This is a genomic window from Bradyrhizobium sp. 76 (genome assembly GCF_023073025.1).
Lineage (GTDB): Bacteria > Pseudomonadota > Alphaproteobacteria > Rhizobiales > Xanthobacteraceae > Bradyrhizobium.
Genome location: NZ_JADPIS010000015.1, coordinates 232,996 through 250,275, shown reverse-complemented (window position 1 = coordinate 250,275; position 17,280 = coordinate 232,996). Strand labels below are relative to the sequence as shown.

Sequence of the window (17,280 nt, the reverse complement as noted above, 5' to 3'; positions counted from 1 at the left end):
CCTCTCAATCCCATTTTGGCGCGAAGCCGAAATCGGTCAGGCGGCCCCTGGGACTGGCCAGCGCGGCGATTTGGGCCATCTCGTCGTCCGAAAGCTCGAAATCGAAGATCTCGATGTTTTCCGACAGGCGTTCGACGCGCGAGGTGCGCGGGATCGCAGCGACATTCTGTTGCACCAGCCAGCGCAGGCAGATCTGCGCCGGCGTCTTGTGATGCAGACGCCCGATCTCGGCGAGCGTCTGGTCGCTCTTGATCCGCCCTCTGGCGATCGGGCTGTAGGCGACCAGCGCGAGCCCGTGCTGATCGCAGGCCGCCCTCACCTTCGCCTGGTCGAGATAAGGATGGTATTCGACCTGGTTGCAGGCCAGCGGCTCCGGCGACAACGCCACCGCCTGTTCGATCAGCGCGACGGTGAAATTGGAGACGCCGATGTGGCGGGTCAGGCCCATGCGCTTGGCATGCGACAGCGCGCCCAACGTCTCCTCCAGCGGCACGTGCGAATTGGGCCAGTGCAACAGCAAGAGATCGACGGAGGGAAGCCGCATGCGCACCAGACTCTCCTTGACCGAGCGTTCGAGATCGTGGGGCGCGAAATGATTGGTCCAGACCTTCGTCGTCAGGAAGATGTCGTCGCGGCGCACGCCGGAGGCGCGCAGGCCGTCGCCGACCTCGCGCTCATTGTCGTAGACCTGTGCGGTATCGACGTGGCGATAGCCGAGCCGCAGTGCCTGCTCGACCACACGCGCGCACATGCGCCCGCTCAGCTCCCAGGTTCCCAGCCCGATCGCCGGTATCCTTGCGCCATTGGTTTCGACGAACAGCATGAGGAATCCTCTCTGTCGCGGTCGTCCCAAATCATCATCCGGGCGTCATTATGAACCCGGCTGGCGACACTGCCAACGGGCGACGTCAGCGGCCGAGCCGGATCTTCAGCGCAATGCTAACGGGAGGTTCGCGCCAAGCCCTGACTCAAGCCATGACGTCAGGCTTTGAGCTCAAGGTTTGGCGAGCGCCTGGAACACGGTGTCGGGCGCATGCGCGATCACGGCGAGCAGCGCGCGGGCGGGTCCCCGCGGGGCCCGCTTGCCCTGCTCCCAGTTACGGATGGTCTCGACGGGAACGCCGAGCTTGGCCGCAAACTCCATCTGCGTCAGGCAGGCGCGGCGCCGTAAATCGCGTACGGCGAGCGAGCTGGCTTCGGCCGGCGCTGCGTTAGGTACCGGCTGGATTGGAAACGGCTGGACCGGAAACTCCTGCCCATCCCGCAACTCGACGATCCGTCCGTCCGCCTTCAGCCGCACACGCATGCTCATTCCCCCAAGCAAGGCGATGATGCGGCAGGCCGCTTAAGTTCGAATTAAAGATGAAGGCCAGTAGCCCGGATGGAGCGCAGCGCAATCCGGGGCGTCTCTGGAGCCGACCCGGCGGCCCGGATGACGCTTCGCTCCATCCAGGCTACGGATTTCAACAGCTCCTACCTGAGCCCGAACCACAAGGTCGCAATTCCCAGGAAGGAGAAGAAGCCGACGACGTCGGTGACCGTTGTCACGAACGTGCCTGACGCCACCGCCGGATCGGCTCGCACACGTTCGAGTGCCATCGGGATCAGGATGCCGCCGAGCGCGCCGGCGAAGAGGTTCACGATGATCGCGAGTCCGATGACGATGCCAAGGCCCGGGATCCTGAACCAGGCCACCGCAGCGACGCCCGTGATCACGGCAAAGGCGAGACCGTTGACGAGGCCGACCAGACCCTCGCGCACCACGACGCGCCATGCATTGGAGGAGCCGAGCTCGCGCGTCGCCAGCGCCCGCACCGCGACCGTCATGGTCTGGGTCGCGGCATTGCCGCCCTGGCTTGCGACGATCGGCGCCAGCACGGCGAGCGCCACCATCTTCTCGAGCTGGCCCTCGAACAGGCCGAGCACGGAGGACGCCAGAAAGGCGGTGGCGAGATTGACCAGCAGCCAGTTGAACCGCGCGCGTGCAATGGTGAACACCGTGTCGGACAGCTCTTCGTCGCTGTTGACGCCGCCGAGCGCCTTGAGGTCCTCGTCCGCCTCTTCCTCAATGACGTCGACGACGTCGTCGACGGTGATGACGCCGACGAGGCGGTCCTGGGTGTCGAGCACGGGGGCTGCGACGAGGTTGTACTTGCCGAACATGCGGGCCACCTCCTCCTGGTCCTCCAGGACGGAGACGCGGCGGCGATCCTCGTCAGTCAGCTCGGCAAGCGCCACCGGGCGGCGGGCACGCAGGAGCACGTCGAGCGAGACCGCGCCCTGCCAGTGCTGCTCCTTGTCGACCACATAGATCTCGTAGAAGCGGTCGGGCAGATCCGGCGTCTCGCGCATGTAGTCGATCGCCTGTCCCACCGTGAAATCCTGCGGCACCGCGATGAACTCGGTCTGCATCCGGCGACCGGCGGAATTTTCCGGATAAAGCAGGCTGCGCTCGAGCACGACGCGCTCCTTGAGCGGCAGCTTCTCGAGGATCTCCTCCTGATCGGCCTGATCGAGCGTTTCCAGCAGCTCGACCGCGTCGTCGGATTCGAGCTCGCGCACACCTTCCGCGACCGTCTGCGGCGGCAGTTCCTCGAGGATCTCCTCGCGCACGCCCTCGTCGAGCTCGTTCAGCGCGGAGAAGTCGAAATCGCGCCCCGTCAGCTCGACCAGGCGGACCCGATCGTCTGGCTCGAGAGCCCCGATGAGATCGCCGAGATCGGCCTCGTGCAGCTCGGCAACGCAGGCGCGCAGCGCGGCGCTGTCGCCGGCCTCGATCGCATGGGCAATTTCCGCGACGAATTCGTGACGAATTTCGCCGTCTTCATTGCGCATCGGCACGTGGTCGAGTACCGATTCCGCGGCAGGCGCGGCACCGTCCAGATGTTCATCCATGGCGCGCCTCGCCGTCCGACAGGTTGGAACGAGTGGTCTGAGCTGTTGGTTCAGCCAATACCCACAAGGCAACTCTGAGCGCAATGACAAAGATGCTTCGACTGAGGTGGACCTCGATGGCGGCCGGCGCAGCCCTCGCCGCCCTCACCGGCATCGCCTCGACTGAAGCCGCCGAGTGCCCGCGCAAGGACGCGCTCGGCACCTCCCGCATTCTGAGCGTCGACGCCAAGACCACGCCGCGCGTGGGCCTGAAGAGCTTTCCGCAGACGTTGGCCCTCGCCGATCACGAGGTCGTGCTGACCTTCGACGACGGACCGCATCCGCCGACGACGTCGAAGGTATTGGCGGCGCTGGCGCAGGAATGCGTGCGCGCGACTTTTTTCCTGATCGGCCTGCACGCCTCGGAACACCCCGACATGGTCAAGCGCATCGCCCGCGAGGGCCACAGCATCGGCCACCACACCTTCTCGCATCCGTTCATGGCGCGGATCCCGCTCGACAAGGCGAAGAGCGAGATCGACCGCGGCATTGCCGCCGACGAGATGGCGCTGCACGGCACGCCGACGACGACACCCTCGACGCCGTTCTTCCGGTTTCCCTATTTCGAAGCGACGCAAGCCGAGCTCGACCTGCTCCAGTCCCGCGGCATCGTCGTGTTCGGGGCTGACCTGTGGGCCAGCGACTGGAACGAGATGACGCCGGAGCAGGAATTGAAGCTCGTCACCGAGCGCCTTGCCGCCGCCGGCAAGGGTATCATCCTGTTCCACGATCCCAAGGCACGCACGGCCGCGATCATGCCGGCCTTCCTGCGGTATCTGAGGGAGAATGGCTATCGGGTGGTTCACGTCGTGCCGGCGGGCGCATCGCAGAAGAGTGCCGACGCGCATTGATGCCGGAATGTCACGCCGGCGCAAAATGGGGTGATTTGGGCCCTATTAACAGTCTGTTCATGCTACGCCATGCAAGTATTGAGGGGACTTGCAACGGCAAAGGCTCTTGCGCCTGAACCGTTTGCTGATGTCTCCGACCTACTATGGCGGCAATCGCGTAAGAGGGCAGACGGGGTTCATGATCGGAAGTAGCGTTGTTGCTCGGACGCGATCGTGGATCGTCCTTCGCCTTGGTGGATTCCTCGGCGGATTTTTGGGTGTCCTGACCATCGGCTCGCCGGCCCTTGCGGCCGACTGCCCCGGCCATCCGGGCGCGCTCGGGACCTCCCGCACCCTCGTGGTCGATCCGCACGAGCATCCCCGCATCGGCACCATGCAGTACCGCGAGACGCTGCCGCTGAAGGACCATGAAGTCGTCCTGACCTTCGACGACGGTCCGTTGCCGAAATATTCCAACCAGGTGCTGCAGATCCTCGCCGACGAGTGCATCAAGGCGACCTTCTTCATCATTGGCGAACAGGCCAAGGCGAACCCGGAAGGCGTGCGCAAGCTGGTCGCAGCGGGCCATACCGTCGGCACGCACAGCATGAACCATCCGCTCACAATGGACCGGATGCCGCTCGACAAGGCCGAGGCGCAAATCAATGGCGGCATCGAGTGGACGTCGGCCGCGATGACCGATCCGTCCAAGCTCGCGCCGTTCTTCCGCATTCCCGGCCTGATGCGCGCCGACGGCGTCGAGAACGTTCTGATCTCGCGCGGGATCCAGGTCTGGAGCGCCGATTTCCCGGCCGACGACTGGCGCCATGTGTCGTCCGATCGCGTCTATCAGCTCGCAATCCAGCGGCTTGAGGCCAAGGGCAAGGGGATCCTGCTGCTGCACGACATCCAGGCCCGCACAGTGGCGGCGCTGCCGAAGATCATCCGCGACCTCAAGGCGCGCGGCTATCGCATCGTGCATGTGGTGCCCGCGACCCCCGAGCAGCCGGCGACGCCGACAACGCCGGTCGAATGGCTGCTGCATCCGCCGACCGAGACCACACCGATCGCGCGCTGGCCGGCCGTGCCGAACTTCGTGTTCGCGCAGACCAAGATGCTTCCGGCGCCCTCGCTGGCCGACCTCAACGCACAGGCCGCGCACCAACCGCTGCTGCCGCACAAGACCATGGCGCTCGCCAATGTCGCGGCCACCCTGCCCGTGCCTGGCCGCGATCTCTTTGCAATCCCGGAAGGCTCGGTCGAGGTGCTGCTGTCGACGACCTTGTCGCGGCGCGCCGCGACGCGCCTGGCGATGGCAGCCGAGACGCCCCGCGCGGCCAAGAGCAAAGCCGGCAAGTCGCGCGCTCCCCGCACCGCGCACGCTGTTCATGGCACACCGAAGCATGCCGCAGAGGCCGAGGGCACTACCCCCAAGAGCACTGCGCCCAAGAGCGCCGCGCCGCGCCCGACCCGCGTGGCGAGCCTGAAGAAGCGCGCGCAGTAGAGCTTACTGTCGCATGATGTTGGCGACGCAGAGCAATACGATCAGCGCCAGGAAGAACAGGTCCATATAGGACTTGACCTCGCCGTCGCGCCGCAGCCGGGCGACGTCAACCACGACCTGCCTGCGCGCGTTCGTTCCGCCCGCGCCGTCATTGATCGGCCCTTGCAGCCGCTTGGTCTCAGCCTCCAGCCGCTCGATCTTCTGGTAGAAGTAGAACGCCCGCAGCGTCGAAGCTGCGCGCATGCCGGTATAGACCAGCACCAGGATCGCGATGATCGCCCGGTTCTGGTACTTCTCCATGAAATTCAGGCTGAAATAGACCATCGCCATGAATGCGAAGTTGGTCACGAAGCGATAGACGAAGCTTAAAAAGACCATGCGGGCTCAAGCCTTGGAGGGTGGCGCAACCGGACCGTGTTGCAAATGCGGGGATCAGGAGCCCAGACCGGAACAGCCGGCCTGAATGCCATGCAGGCCCGTCTACGCCAACTTTGTTTCAACAAAGATACTATTGCCCCTGCAATGCCGCCTTTTAGCCACGGCCGGCCATAATGCAAGCCGGAGCAAGGCCGCCGGTGCCTTCCGCGCGCCTGTTGGCTGCAACGGCTCCTTGGAGATTTGGCGGAAGTCCCGATAGACTGGGGCCGCCACATGTGGGGTCTGCCGATGCCGAAGAAGGGAATCACCGGCCACGACGACTGGGTTCTGACCGAGGCGCTGGCGACTGCCTTAGTCGCGCTGGAACAGCTCGACACCAAGCACCAGCCGAGCGCGCATATGGACGACATCCGCAAGATGCTCTCGAACGGCAAGGAGCCGGCGGCGGTGAGCCTGCATCTCGCCCAGGCCAAATGCCGGCTGTTTCCCGACCTCGATCCGCTGGAGATCTACCGGGAATACGGCATCGGCGAAGAGTATGGCTGAGAGCGCCGTTGACCGGCCGGACCTAAGGTCCGCCGGCGACAGATCCGGCGATCACCATGACCAACGCGGCCAAGTCGATCTTGCCGTTGACGATCAGCTCCTCCGAGGCTTTCGCGTCGTCCGCCCGTTCGACCTTCAGCAATTGCGGCCGGTTGGCCGCCTGCCGCTTCAGCTCCTCGACGATGGCTTCCATGAGTTTCTCTTCCAGCATGGGCTTGTCCTCAGGCCGCCATCGCACGGCAGGATTGTGCGCAGGAGCGGCACATGGCGACGCACTCCTCCATGCCGCCGACCCGCTCGCAATCCTCGGCGCATTCGCTGCAGATTTCTGCGCATTCGCCGCATGTATGCCGGTGATGCGGCGTATTGATCAGCATGAAATGCGCCGCCGTCCGGCACATTTCGGCGCACGCCATCATCAGGCGGAAATGCTTGGGCTCGACGTGCTTGCCGCCGGTCTCGAGGCAATGGTTCATCGCGGTGCCGAGGCAGGTCTGGTAGCAGCTCATGCAGAGCGCGATGCAGCGCGTCATGTCTTCGGATTGAGCCATCCGGTTTTCTCCAATGCTCGCCCCCTGCATGGGTCAACCAGTGGGATGTTGCGATCGTTCCTGCCGTCCTGCCGATTGTGACACCGGGGAACTTCGCGAAGCTAGCCGTAACGCCTCGCGCGCACCGCCCGGTAGCGAGCATCGGTCTGCGGCTTGATGAACAGCGCCGCCACGCTTGGATGGCGTTTGCGTATCTCGGCCTCGATCGAAACGACGCATCGCTCGATGTCGTCGGCGCGCTTGTCATCCGCAAATTCGATGCTGAGGGCCGCAACGACCTCGACCGGCGACAGTTGCACCGTCAGAAGACCGTTGGCCCTGAGAACGCCGGGCGAACGTCTTGCGATGTCGAGGACCGATCGCGCAAGCTCCGGATCGGCAGGCTCGCCGATCAGCAGGCTCTTGCTCTCGCGCGCGAGACCGATCGACACGATGGCCAGCAATATCCCGATCAGGATCGAGCCGATCCCATCCCAGACCGGCTGGCGCAGCCATACGGCCGCCGCGGTGGCCGCAGCGGCGATAGCGATGCCGACCAGCGCCGCGCTGTCCTCGAGCAGCACCATGAATGCCGGAGGATCCTTGCTGCGAACGAAGGCCTGATAATATCCGAACCGCTGGCCGTCCGAACTGAAGCGCCGCAGGGCAACCAGCCAGGAGCCGCCTTCAAACAGGAACGACAGCCCGAGCACCACGAAGCTGACGATCGGACTTTCGATCGGCTCGGGTGCGGCGACATGCAGAATGCCCTGATACAGCGAGACACCGGCGCCCAGGGCGAAGATCAGCAGCGCAACGATGAAGCTCCAGAAATACAGCTCGCGCCCATAGCCGAGCGGATGGCATTCGTCGGGCGAACGGCTCGCGCGCCGGTAGCCGTAGAGCAGCAGGATCTCGTTGGTGGTGTCGACGAGCGAATGCACCGCTTCGCTCGTCATGGCCGAACTTCCTGTCCAGGCGGCGGCGCCGATTTTGGTGACCGCGACCAGGACATTGCCGAAGAGCGCCGCATAGACCGCGGTCTTCGAGGATGATTCTGTCACCAATGTCCGATACCCCGCTCCTCATGCCAGCCGCCGCGGCAGGCTGTGGTGGATGGTGCAGGCGGCGACCGCGGCGTGGCCGAACGCGACCGAGATCTGGTGCAGGTCGGTGACGACGTCGCCGATCCCGTAGAGCCCGTCGACCGAACTGCGCTGATGGTCGTCGACTTTCAGGTAACCCTCCCCGGTATGTTCGGTCCCCAGATTCATCGCGAGATGCGAGCGCACCTCCGCACCCATTACCGGGTAGACCATCTCGAATTGCGCAGTGTGGCCTCCTGCGAAGACGGCTTCGATGCTGTCGTCTCTCCGCCTCAGGCGCAGGCCGGGCGCGACGACGATCTCAACACCCGCTTCATTCAGCTCCTGTGCGGCGGCCTTCCCGTCATCCTCGCCCGTTGCCAGCAGCGTCACGTCGCGCGAGTAGCCGCGCATGAAGAGCGCCTTGCCGGCGGCGCGGTCAAGCGGACCGACGATGCCGATACGACGGCCGATCGCCTCGAAGGCGTCGCAAACGGGACAGTAGCGCAACAGCCCGTCTGCGACCCCCGCTCGCCATTCGTCGAACGGCGGATGGGCGTCGACGATGCCGCTGGCAAGGATGACGGTGCTGGCCGCATGCGCGCCGCCGTTCCAGATCGCCTGAAAACCATGATCGTGTCGTCGCAAGCCGGTGACCTCGACATCAACGCGCGTGACCGCGAGCTCGCCCAGTTGCGCGGACATGCGCGCGAGCAGGTCAGTGCCGGACAGGCCGTGGACGAAGCCCGGCACATTGTGACTGCGCGGGATCAGCGCCGCCCGGCTCGCGCCTGCGTCTACGACACAGACGCGGCGCCGAAATCGCGCGAGGTAGATCGCAGCCATCAGCCCGGCGGGGCCCCCGCCGACGATCAGGCAATCATACGGCTGATCATTCGCCGTCATTTGGGGTTTGGGTCGGACAGGCCCGCACCGGGCTCGCGAAGCTGCCCGCTCCGCACCAGCCGGACTGCATTGCCGAGGGCGCGCGCGACGTTCTGCACCTCTGTCTGGAATGCCCTGTCGTCATCGAGGTCGCAGTGCGAGGTGGCGTATGGCTCCATGTAGCCGACATAGCCATCGAGCTCGGCGAAGCGGCCCGCCGAGATCAGCTGCATGTCGGTCAGCCAATCCGACAAGGCCCGGCGCACACCCTCGGCACCGACCGCATCGCCGTGAACGACGAGGCCGAAATGACGGCCGGCGAGATGGCGCGGATAGGACCAGCCTTTCAGCTCCAGCGCCTTGGCTTCGTCCGCCTTCTTGCCGTGAGTCGAGGTCGGGTCGGGATTGCCGCCGTCGGCGCAGACCATGCGGTCCATCATCGCCTTGAGGCCGGCGGGCACGTGATACCAGTTCACCGGCGTCACGATCAGGATGCCGTGGGCCGCGACCCAGAGCGGATAGATATCGTTCATCCAGTCGTCGGTCTGGCCCAGCGAATAGTTCGGATAGCAGCTGCACGGCCAGTGGCAGAGCGGCATCGCCGTTCCGACGCAGGACTTGCAGGGATGGATCGTCTTGCCGAACTCCGAAGTCAAGCGCGACAGATCGAGGATGTCGACGGCAAACCCAAGCTCGGCAAAGACCGGCTCGGCGAGCTCGACCAGACGCCAGGTCTTGGACATCTCGCCGGGACAGGTGTGCTCGCTGCGGGCCGAGCCGTTGATGATCAGGATGCGCGGCGTCTCGTCCGCATCGTCATGGCGTCGCTGCGCCGCCAGGATCTTCGCGCGCGCATCAAGCCAGTCGACGGCGATGTCGTAACCGGGATCGGCGAATCCCGCGCCCGCCTTTCGCGTCAGCGGGGCCTTGCGTGAACCGCTGTAGGCATCCCAGGCCGCGCCGACGATCGCGTCGAGCTCGCGCTGGAGCGGTGCAAAGGCGGGATCGACGAACCGGCTCCGGTAGCGGCGCTCGAACGCCTCGCGCGAGAGCTTGACGGGCGGCATCCCCTTGCGAATGTCGGCTTCCGTCATGCTGGCTCCTCGCGAGGTCGGTACAGTCGACCAACCCGGGGCGCAGCGCGCGGTTCCTCGTCGCTCTCCTCTCGTCGCTCTACTGGCGAACAACTTCCAGCGGCACATCGAATTGCGCGATGCGCTGGTCCAGCCGCCACAGTTCGATGCGGTGCACCAGCACGAGCGAGGCGGCCTCGCGCTTGGCCTGCTCATCATTGTCGCAGACCAGGTTGATGCATCCAAACACATGCCCGTCCGGATCGATCTGGAAAGCGCGGTAGTGCTTGATGCTCCGCATCATCATCCTCCTCGTCTCGGGTAGACGGGTTCGCTCAACCAGTCCGTCAGGTTCGAGGTCACTTCGTTCTGCATGGCGCGCCGAAGCAGCATGTCGCGCTCCTTGCCGGGCGGTAGGCTGCGCGCGCGGTCGCGGGCGGTTTCGGCGAATGCCGCTAATCGCTCCTGGAGCGATTGGGTTTGTTTCCTGCGGTTGCGTTTGGCGGTCATTGTACTTTCACAAAACCCTTTGGATGGAGGGAAATTGGCCCCGGCGGGAGGTCGGCGCCGGGGCCGGAGTTTCGTGCCGGTTGGGGCGGCCCAGACCGGCAGCGTTCGGAGCTTCGGCCGCAACCGCAGGTTCCTGCATTTCAGTAAGTTAACGGTGCGTGATTTTGCGGTGCGAAGGACAGCGGCCGAGCAGCGCCGGACGCGCGCAGCGGGGCGCCATCCGGGCGCGTGCTGCACGTTCACTTCGTCGGCTCCTATTCCGGCGGCACAAGGTGTTGGGCGGGCTGCTCTTCGCGATCGTCGCGAAGAGCCTTGAGCTCCGCACGCAACATCGCACTTTCCATCACCACGCGGCGCACCTCGCGCTTCGCATTTTCAAGCTGATCCGCGACCGCTCTGTGCTGCGCCCGAAGGACGCGGCTTGCTTCGATCGCGCGCTCAGCGCGGGAAAGGAGGACGTCGTTCATGGAGCGAGAGTATAAAAGCTTCGCGACGAAGGCGCCTTTACGTAAGTTACGTAAGTTGCTCAAAACCAGCCGTCCGCTCAAAAACAGCCGCGAACACTAACCTGGATCAAGTACCTCGGAACACCCGATCGGATAGGGGACCAACGACCGTTCCCAGGCGAGAAAGCGCTTAAGCCCGTCGATAGAGTTGCAGATAGCTCGACGAGAACAGCGCCGCGTCCTTGAGCGCATCGAGATCGGTGATGGTCAGCGTGCGATCGCGCAGCACGATCAAGCCGGAGGCACGCAACTCCTGAACCGTGCGGTTGAGATGGACCACCGACAGGCCGGTGGCGTCCGCAAGATCCATTTGCGTCACCGGCATCACGCAGGAATTGCCCTCGACCATGCCGACAGGACGCAGCCGCTCGATGATTTCGCAGAACAGATGGGCCACGCGTTCAAAGGCCACCCGGCGGCCGAGGTTGATGGCCCATTCGCGCTGGATCGCGTTGTTGACGAGCGTCTCGCACCAGAACGCTTCCGCGAGCCCACGGTCGCCCGCCACCAGACTCTCGAACCGCGCGCGCTTGATTTCGGTGTAGACGACCGGCGTCATCGCCGCGATGGAATGATCCATCACCGACAGCAGGAACGCGTGCGCGTCGCAACTCTCGCCGGGAAAGAGAAAATTGACGATCTGGCGCCTGCCGTCCTCGAGCGTCTTGTAGCGGCAGAGCCAGCCCGACAGCACCAGGCGCACGCTGTCGACCGGATCGCCCTCCGAGATCAGATCCTCGCCCGCCCCTGCGCGCTGGATTCCCTCGAGCATTGCGTATTCGAGCGAGGTGCGGGCCTCGGCCGACAACGATCTCAGCACGTTCAGCCGGCGAATGACCGGATCCAGCAGGCTGCGATCTAGCGACAAGGGCATCAGTTGGCTACCGCCGGTGTATGAAACGCGCGCTTGCTGAGGGGAATGGCGATCGTGCATTCCAGTCCCCTCGGATTGAATGCCATCGTGGTCTGCCCCTTGAACTCGAACGCGAGTGTGCGCTCAAGGAGCTCGGTCCCAAATCCCTTGTGCGGCGGCGGCGCAACCGGCGGCCCACCGCGCTCCCGCCACTCGAATACCAGCTCCGCCGGCTCGGTGCCCTGCTCAATGCGCCAGGAAATCTCGATGCGACCCGTCGGCCGGCTCAGGGCGCCATATTTCAGCGCGTTGGTCGCGAGCTCGTGAATGGCAAGCGCGAAGGTTTCCGCGGCCTTGGAGTGAAAACGTACCGTGGGCCCGCTGACACGCACCTGCTCGCCTTCTCTCGCATTATAGGCCAGCAGCTCCTCGACCGCGAGGTATTCGAGATCAACGCCGCCCTCGGGGTCGCGGGTCACCAGCGCCTGGGTACGGGCGAATGCGTTGAGCCGGCCGTCGAGGTGGGAAGCAAACTCCTCGACCGTCGAGCTCGTATCGGCCGTGCGACGCGCGATCGAGCGCACCACGCCGAGCGTGTTGCGGACGCGGTGCTGGAGCTCGGCCAGCAGCAGGCGCTGCCGCTCCTCGGCGCGGGTGATGGCGGTGATGTCGACGAAGGTGATGACGACCCCGGCGATGAAATTGTCGATGCTGCGATAGGGCAGGATGCGCACGATGTAGCGCGTGCCGCCGTCCGGGTCCCTCAGCTCGCGCTCGGCGATGGCGAGCGTGCGCAGCACGCCGCGAATGTCGTCATAGAGCTCCTCGATGGGGATGCGCGCCTTGATATGCGCGATGGGACGGCCCGTGTCGGTTTCGACGAGATGCAGAATTTGCGTGATCGCCGGCGTGAAGTTCATCACCCGCAAATCGTTGTCGAGGAACACGGTCGCAATCTGGGTGCTCTCCAGGAAATTCTCGAGGTCGCTGGTGGCGCGCGTCAATTCCTGGACGCGGTGGGCCAGCTCGCCGTTCACGGTGGTCAGCTCCTCGTTGACCGACTGCAGTTCCTCGCGCGAGGTTTCGAGCTCTTCGTTTGCGGACTGAAGCTCTTCGTTGAGCGACTGGTATTCCTCGTTCGAGGACTTCAGCTCCTCGTTGGTGCTTTCGAGTTCTTCGATGGTCGCCTGAAGGCGCTCCCGCGTCGCCCGCAGCTCGCCTTCGATACGCTCCACATGCTCGGTCTGCACCAGCGCATTGGGCTGGCCCTCTTCGGGATCAATGGCGCGGACCGGGCCTTCCTTGAACAGGACGACGAAATTGCGGTGGCCGCTGCCGCCATCCTGAATCGGCTCCACCGTGATGTCGACGAGAATGCGATGGCCGTTGGCGCCGAGTTGCACCTGCACGACATGGGCGGCCTCGTTGGTCTCCGTCGCGCGACTGAGCACCGCGCGCAGTTCCAGGCGGAGATCGCGGTGGACGAGTTGGAGCAGGTCTAGCGTAGCGACCCCTGCCGTCGGTTCGATGAAGCGGCCGGTGCGCCCGGAAAAATGCAGGACCTGAAAGTTGCCGTCGATGATGACATAGGCCGGCGAGTAGCGTTCCGCGACCCGCTGCGCGCGGCGCTCCAGCCCGACGTCGGGGCGGAACGAGCGCGCCGGCACCACCTCGAGGGTTGCCCTCCCCGCAGCGGTCGTGATTGGAAATTCCGGCGGCAACCGCGTTCCGGTCTCGAGCTTCTTGAAGATGCGGGCGCGGCGGTCGATCGGCACGAACAATTTTGGATGCCGCGTCACGTTCTCGGAATTGCCGAGGAACAGATAGCGATCCGGCAGAAGTGCGAAATGGAATAGCGGGATCACCCGGTTCTGCAGTTCGGCATTGAGATAGATCAGCAGGTTGCGGCAGGAGACGAGATCGAGCTTGGAGAACGGTGCGTCCTTGATCACGTTATGCTGCGAGAAGATGCACATTTCGCGCAGCTCCTTGACCACGCAATAGGTGTCACCCTCGCGCACGAACCAGCGCGCCAGCCGCTCGCTGGTCATGTCCGCCTCGATCTTGGTGCGGTAACGGCCGACGCGCGCGGTCGCCAGCGCCCGCCCGTCGATATCGGTAGCGAAGATCTGAACCTGCGGCGCGGAGTCCATTTTTGCCATGTGCTCGCGCAGGAGGATACCGATCGAATAGGCCTCCTCTCCAGTGGCGCAGCCGAGCACCCAGACGCGAACCTGCTGGCCCGCGGTCTTGCCTTCGAAGATCTTCGGGACGATCTGGCTCTCCAGCACCTCGAATTCGCGCTTGTCGCGGAAGAATTCGGTGACGCCGATCAAGAGATCGTTGAAGAGGTGCTGCACCTCGTCCTGGTCGTTGCGCAGGAAATCGACATAGGCGGAAATATCGGCGATCTGAACCACCTGCATGCGTCGCTGCACGCGGCGCAGAAAGGTATTCTGCTTGTAGCCGTGGAAATCATTGCCGGTCTTGCTGCGCAGGACGTCGGCAATGCGCGACAGCGAGGTCGCCGCAGCGGCCAAGACCTCGTCGAACCCCTGCTTCTCTTCCAGCCGCCGCAGATGACGGGCATAGACCTGGATGTGCTCGGCGATGTCTTCGGCGGTCAGCACGTAGTCGGCGATCGCGGCCGGCGTATCGGCGTCCTTCAGATGATCCGCCTCGTCGCTCGCGCCTTTTTCGGCGATCGCGAGACCACCGTGATCCTTCAGCGTCGCAGTACCCAGCGTGCCATCGCCGCCGATGCCTGACAGGATCACACCGATCGATTGCTCGGCGCGTTCTTCAGCCAGCGACACCAGGAAGCTGTCGATGGTGGCCCGCTCGCCCGGCGCCTGCTCGGCCTCTCGGACTGCGAAGCGCCCGCCACGGATGGTGGTGATCATCGCCGGCGGGCATAGGTAGATCGTGCCGCCCTCGATGGTCTGGCCGTCGCTGATGTCGGCGACCTTGCCGCCGCTGGAATTCTGCACGATCCGGCGCAGCCGGGGTTCATCGAGCGCTTCATGATGTTGAAGCGCCAGCACGACGGCCTGGTCGGCCCCAAGGGTCAACTTGCCAAAGAAGCGTTCGATGCTGCCCAGAGCGGTCGGCGGGGCACCCACCCCGATGATCAGCGGGGAGTTGATCTGGCGCTCTCTTTCGACCGACTGGTCGCCGACTTCATGCATGGTCTTCGGTGGCTCTCATTCAGTGCCGGGACCGGATGCCCGCTCGCCGCAATAGCAGAATTGACGTTATCTCAACAGGTGAAAGGCGGAAATGTCACGCTGCGTTCCATACAGCGAGCGTCGTTGTCAATTCCCGACCACGGGCCCATAGTTGCGTGCGGCAGGAGTCCTATGATGCAAACGTCCGACGAACTCGCGGCCCTGATCAGGCGGGCCGAGGATGCCACCGCGACCGCCCGCCGGCTGCTCCGCGAGAACGATCGTTTGCGCCGCAACGTCGAGCGGCAACTCGACTTCATGTATGAACTCGGCGCAGATTTCGGGCGGCCTGCCGCCCGGATCACTCCGGACCGACTTGCTGCCGAAGGTAGGCAATCCGCTGCTCGATCAGGACACGATGGCGCAGCCATTCGGTCAGGGTCTGCTTCAGGGCCTCCGCCAACCGCTCCGCCAGGGCCGCCTCATGGCTGCCGGCACTGAGTGCACGAATCCGATCCTCCTGGTCTCGGATGCGCTGCCAACCCTCATCGATATCACGATCGGCCTTGATCAGATGGCGGCGCTCGGTATCGAGCTGCTCGGTCCATTCGGCGAGGGAAATGTTCATGGCGACCCTCAAGCCTCCCGGTTGCGAACCGGAGGATCGAGCGACTTTAGCACAACCCGCCGTATCATGTCGGCATATTCGCGATATTCGGCAGCCCGCGCCTGGTACATCTCGGCAACCGCGGGCCGGCCACTGCGCCGGCCGTCAGCGGCCATGCGCTGTACTAGCTCCGCCCGCTCCTCGATGATACGCAGCGCGACCCGCAGGGCTTCATCCACTTGCCCTTCCTGCTCCTTGGCGAGGATGTCGGCGGTGTAGGCGTGACCGACCTGGCAACGGAAGCGCATCGGGTGCGCTTCCTTAATCTCGGACAGCACCCCCCCGCAGGCCGGACAGGTCAGCGCAACCGGATCAGCCACCGAGATGAGCTTGTCACTGCCGATCCGCTCGCCGGCCGCGATCTCGACCTCGAGCCGGATCTCCGGCGGGATCGGCAGCGCGGCGCCGGCAACTTCCCTGGTGAGATCGGACAGGACATCACCCATTCCGGCGCCTGGGACGCAAAGATCGATGATGGAGGCCTCCAGGGCGCTCCTTGGCATCTCATCGGCGATGGCGTCCGAGGGGTCCTGAACCACGGATATCCCGCCGCAACGCTTGATCGCGTTGAGACCGGCCGCACCGTCGGACAACAGGCCGCTGAGCAGCACGCCGATCACGCGCGGGCCGTAATTGATGGCGGCCGAGCGAAACAAGGCGTCGATGGCCGGCCGCACCATGTTCTCGCGCGGACCGCGCCCGAGGAACACGCGATCCTCGGACAGCAGCAGATGATGGTCGGGTGCGGCCAGGTAAACCTGGCCGGGCTCGATCTTCATGCCGTTTTCGGCCTGCCGGACCGGGAGCGGGCCGGCGCTGCTGGCGACCGTCGAGAGAATGCCGATGCCTTGCGCCGGGATGTGCAGCACGATGAACACCGCCGCGGGCAGATCCGGCGGCAGGCGGCCCAGGATCTGCTTCAGCGGTGCGGTCGCGCCGGCCGAGCCACCTATGACGATGATGTCGCGGTTGCTCATGGAACCCACTTTCGGTTGTAACGTTTGTACCAAGGCGGGTCACCGCCCTATGTTCCTACGGTCCGGAAAGGAAGGCATGGGAGGCGTCATGGTGATATCGCCCACGTCGTCAGATCCGCTGCCGCCGCTCAGCGGGCGGCGGATCTTCGTTGTCGAGGACGAATATTTTCTCGCCGATGACATTGGCAAGGCATGTCGCGCGCTCGGCGCAGACGTCGCGGGCCCCGTCGGCGATCTCGCGGACGCACTCAGGATCCTGCACGACGGCAGCATCCTGGATGCCGCCGTGCTCGACGTGAACATCCGCAGCGAGATGATCTTTCCTGTCGCGCGCGAACTGAAGGCACGGAACATACCGTTCCTCTTCACGACCGGATACGACAAGGTCACGATCAGTCCGGAATTCCACGACGTGTTGATCCTGGAGAAACCGATCGATCTGCCGGCGATGGCCCACAGGCTGGCCGCACTGATCGCCGATCCGCAGGGGTGAGCCGAACGGCGATCAGAACAGATGCGCGAAAGCGAGCCAAGCGGTCACCGCCAGGCACAGGAGCACCGCAGCATAGGGCAACGCGATCCGCAAACAGCAGCCCTCCCCGCCATTAGCCCATCATCATCCAGACGATCGCCGCCATCATCACCAGAAAACCCGTGATTGCCGTTGCGATAAAGGCCTGTTCGACGCGATCCATCGGCATCACAGCCCCCTTCTCCAGCCCAACCAATCTGGCGGACTGGCAAGCCACGCGCATTAGGCTATGTGAATCGGATTCCTCCTTTGTCGATCCGCGGGAGCGGCGGGGCCCTCAGCCTAGATTGCGACGGCATCGTT

At 64.6% G+C, this 17,280-nt stretch carries 20 protein-coding genes; 4 read left to right on the top strand and 16 right to left on the bottom strand.

The window, feature by feature from the left end:
- Positions 1 to 4: 4 nt before the first annotated feature.
- The 3 genes from IVB48_RS02050 to mgtE form a co-directional block, all read right to left on the bottom strand.
- Positions 5 to 823: an aldo/keto reductase gene (locus IVB48_RS02050; RefSeq protein ID WP_247397011.1), complete on the bottom strand. Its 819-nt coding sequence runs from the start codon at positions 821 to 823 to the stop codon at positions 5 to 7.
- A gap of 171 nt (positions 824 to 994) precedes the next feature.
- Entirely contained in the window at positions 995 to 1,312 is a 318-nt protein-coding gene (locus IVB48_RS02045) for a helix-turn-helix domain-containing protein (RefSeq protein ID WP_247397008.1), read from the bottom strand.
- Between the two features lie 161 nt (positions 1,313 to 1,473).
- Positions 1,474 to 2,895, bottom strand: a complete 1,422-nt coding sequence (gene mgtE, locus IVB48_RS02040) for a magnesium transporter (RefSeq protein ID WP_247397004.1) — start codon at positions 2,893 to 2,895, stop codon at positions 1,474 to 1,476.
- Between the two features lie 116 nt (positions 2,896 to 3,011).
- Between mgtE and IVB48_RS02035 the strand changes: the two genes are divergently transcribed.
- Positions 3,012 to 3,785: a polysaccharide deacetylase family protein gene (locus IVB48_RS02035; RefSeq protein WP_247398124.1), complete on the top strand. Its 774-nt coding sequence runs from the start codon at positions 3,012 to 3,014 to the stop codon at positions 3,783 to 3,785.
- Positions 3,786 to 3,963: 178 nt separating this feature from the next.
- Entirely contained in the window at positions 3,964 to 5,268 is a 1,305-nt protein-coding gene (locus IVB48_RS02030; RefSeq protein WP_247397002.1) for a polysaccharide deacetylase family protein, read from the top strand.
- A gap of 3 nt (positions 5,269 to 5,271) precedes the next feature.
- Here IVB48_RS02030 and IVB48_RS02025 read toward each other — a convergent pair whose 3' ends face one another.
- Positions 5,272 to 5,646, bottom strand: a complete 375-nt coding sequence (locus IVB48_RS02025) for a hypothetical protein (protein ID WP_027567373.1) — start codon at positions 5,644 to 5,646, stop codon at positions 5,272 to 5,274.
- Positions 5,647 to 5,934: 288 nt separating this feature from the next.
- On the opposite strand from IVB48_RS02025, the gene IVB48_RS02020 reads away from it, so the two are divergent.
- On the top strand, positions 5,935 to 6,192 hold the full coding sequence (locus IVB48_RS02020; RefSeq protein WP_007603214.1) for a hypothetical protein: 258 nt from the start codon (positions 5,935 to 5,937) through the stop codon (positions 6,190 to 6,192).
- A gap of 22 nt (positions 6,193 to 6,214) precedes the next feature.
- On the opposite strand, the gene IVB48_RS02015 is transcribed toward IVB48_RS02020, so the two are convergent.
- The 12 genes from IVB48_RS02015 to IVB48_RS01960 form a co-directional block, all read right to left on the bottom strand.
- The gene (locus IVB48_RS02015) at positions 6,215 to 6,403 is read right to left on the bottom strand and encodes a hypothetical protein (protein WP_247396999.1); all 189 of its coding nucleotides are present in this window, start codon (positions 6,401 to 6,403) and stop codon (positions 6,215 to 6,217) included.
- A 10-nt stretch (positions 6,404 to 6,413) separates the two neighbouring features.
- Positions 6,414 to 6,743, bottom strand: coding sequence for a four-helix bundle copper-binding protein (locus IVB48_RS02010; RefSeq protein WP_027567375.1), 330 nt, complete (start codon positions 6,741 to 6,743; stop codon positions 6,414 to 6,416).
- 101 nt (positions 6,744 to 6,844) lie between these two features.
- Complete coding sequence (locus IVB48_RS02005; RefSeq protein WP_247396996.1) at positions 6,845 to 7,789, bottom strand: cation diffusion facilitator family transporter; 945 nt, start codon at positions 7,787 to 7,789, stop codon at positions 6,845 to 6,847.
- An 18-nt stretch (positions 7,790 to 7,807) separates the two neighbouring features.
- Complete coding sequence (locus IVB48_RS02000) at positions 7,808 to 8,713, bottom strand: NAD(P)/FAD-dependent oxidoreductase (protein ID WP_247396992.1); 906 nt, start codon at positions 8,711 to 8,713, stop codon at positions 7,808 to 7,810.
- Entirely contained in the window at positions 8,710 to 9,786 is a 1,077-nt protein-coding gene (locus tag IVB48_RS01995; RefSeq protein WP_247396989.1) for a flavodoxin family protein, read from the bottom strand. The genes IVB48_RS02000 and IVB48_RS01995 overlap by 4 nt, the downstream gene beginning before the upstream one ends.
- Positions 9,787 to 9,865: 79 nt before the next feature.
- Positions 9,866 to 10,066, bottom strand: coding sequence for a hypothetical protein (locus IVB48_RS01990; protein WP_247286904.1), 201 nt, complete (start codon positions 10,064 to 10,066; stop codon positions 9,866 to 9,868).
- Positions 10,067 to 10,068: 2 nt separating this feature from the next.
- Positions 10,069 to 10,275, bottom strand: a complete 207-nt coding sequence (locus IVB48_RS01985) for a hypothetical protein (protein WP_247396987.1) — start codon at positions 10,273 to 10,275, stop codon at positions 10,069 to 10,071.
- Between the two features lie 254 nt (positions 10,276 to 10,529).
- Positions 10,530 to 10,823 carry a hypothetical protein gene (locus IVB48_RS01980; RefSeq protein ID WP_247286908.1) on the bottom strand — a complete coding sequence of 98 codons (294 nt, stop codon included), beginning with the start codon at positions 10,821 to 10,823 and terminating at the stop codon, positions 10,530 to 10,532.
- Positions 10,824 to 10,911: 88 nt separating this feature from the next.
- On the bottom strand, positions 10,912 to 11,655 hold the full coding sequence (locus tag IVB48_RS01975; protein WP_247396984.1) for a Crp/Fnr family transcriptional regulator: 744 nt from the start codon (positions 11,653 to 11,655) through the stop codon (positions 10,912 to 10,914).
- A complete protein-coding gene (locus IVB48_RS01970) occupies positions 11,655 to 14,822 on the bottom strand; it encodes a CheR family methyltransferase (protein ID WP_247361723.1) in 3,168 nt (1,055 codons plus the stop codon). Before IVB48_RS01970 ends, IVB48_RS01975 begins: the two co-directional genes overlap by 1 nt.
- A 340-nt stretch (positions 14,823 to 15,162) precedes the next feature.
- Positions 15,163 to 15,429 carry a hypothetical protein gene (locus tag IVB48_RS01965; protein WP_247286912.1) on the bottom strand — a complete coding sequence of 89 codons (267 nt, stop codon included), beginning with the start codon at positions 15,427 to 15,429 and terminating at the stop codon, positions 15,163 to 15,165.
- An 8-nt stretch (positions 15,430 to 15,437) separates the two neighbouring features.
- On the bottom strand, positions 15,438 to 16,445 hold the full coding sequence (locus IVB48_RS01960; protein ID WP_247286913.1) for a chemotaxis protein CheB: 1,008 nt from the start codon (positions 16,443 to 16,445) through the stop codon (positions 15,438 to 15,440).
- Positions 16,446 to 16,533: 88 nt separating this feature from the next.
- On the opposite strand from IVB48_RS01960, the gene IVB48_RS01955 reads away from it, so the two are divergent.
- Positions 16,534 to 16,938 carry a response regulator gene (locus tag IVB48_RS01955; protein ID WP_247287427.1) on the top strand — a complete coding sequence of 135 codons (405 nt, stop codon included), beginning with the start codon at positions 16,534 to 16,536 and terminating at the stop codon, positions 16,936 to 16,938.
- Positions 16,939 to 17,280 lie beyond the last annotated feature (342 nt).